1 protein-coding gene and 1 pseudogene are annotated in these 1,126 nt (G+C 39.8%); one reads left to right on the top strand and one right to left on the bottom strand.

Annotated features, from left to right (window positions below):
- Positions 1–365 (top strand): annotated as a pseudogene (locus ACJJVX_RS00215) (group II intron maturase-specific domain-containing protein); the annotation flags it as partial.
- Positions 366–447: 82 nt separating this feature from the next.
- On the opposite strand, the gene ACJJVX_RS00210 reads toward ACJJVX_RS00215, so the two are convergent.
- A complete protein-coding gene (locus ACJJVX_RS00210) occupies positions 448–900 on the bottom strand; it encodes a hypothetical protein (protein WP_405629480.1) in 453 nt (150 codons plus the stop codon).
- Positions 901–1,126: the final 226 nt, after the last annotated feature.

The raw sequence follows: 1,126 nt of genomic DNA, 5'->3' as shown, positions 1-1,126 counted from the left end.
ATAAACTCACACAGTATTTACGTGGCTGGGGACACTACTACCTAATAGCCAACGCTTATCAACTAACAGTGGATTTAGATCATTGGATCCGCCGTAGGATAAGGATGTGCTACTGGCGGCAGTGGCGCTCTTTCCAAAGGAATAGCTCGTACCAAAGTACGCAGTTTAATGAAATTAGGTGTTAGCGAACGACTCGCCATAGCCTGTGGTATCACCAGTACCAAAAGTAGGCGCTTGGAAACGAAGGCCCTTGTAGAAGCTCAAAAACAAAAGGAATTAACATTGCGCTAGGCAATAACTACTTAGCGTCACAAGGGGTAGTGTCATTGAGGGATATTTGGATCAATATTCATTACGGGAGATGAACCGCCCATTGCACTTCCTGTTAATAAAAAGCGCATGATGGGTGGTGTGGGGGCTGGAGGTTAGAGACCTCGGGCTACCCGATTATATTTTCCGTTTACACTGAAGTAACAAGCTATCCATCTGAATTTTAAACTTATAATCAATTACTTTATCAGCTTGAGGAGCTAAATCAATATACCCGCTAAAAGGAAACTTATCCCACTCTTTGATAAAGCTCCAGTATTTAGGAGTCGACTCACCTTCGGGTAATAAATACAAAAATCCAGATAGAATGTACCTATTATTTCTAATTGATAACGTTTCTATTTGGGCTCCATCACACCATAATTTATTCGTGAGTTTGAAATTATTTACATGGAAAGTCATAAAATACTCGAAATAGAAATTAATCCAGTCTCGTTTATTCGGCATATGCCTTTCATCAAGCCTAAAATACTTTGGAGGTAACTTACCTCTTAAAGCTTTGGCAATATTTTGTTCTTCTTCTAGCAACCACTTTTTACGGCTGCGATTTAAGGATATACGTTCAGTCATTTTGGAAAATATAACGCCCTCGTTAATGGGCAAATAATAGTTGGTTAAAATAAGCGACGTAGGAGCAAAAACCAACTGTTATTTGTCCTGATTTAACAGCTTGTGTACGCCCGACATGGGCATTGACTTATGAGGTGAAAGTCCTCTGTAGGAAGATCACCGTTTAAATAACATACTGTTATTAAACGATAGACACTCGCAAATGGCAAGGGCTAAATCGTGAGAG

It is taken from the genome of Pseudoalteromonas sp. Ld20, from assembly GCF_045064175.1.
GTDB classification, from domain to species: domain Bacteria; phylum Pseudomonadota; class Gammaproteobacteria; order Enterobacterales; family Alteromonadaceae; genus Pseudoalteromonas; species Pseudoalteromonas neustonica.
Note: the sequence above shows the minus strand (reverse complement) of the source record. Positions and strands in the feature narration are given on the sequence as shown.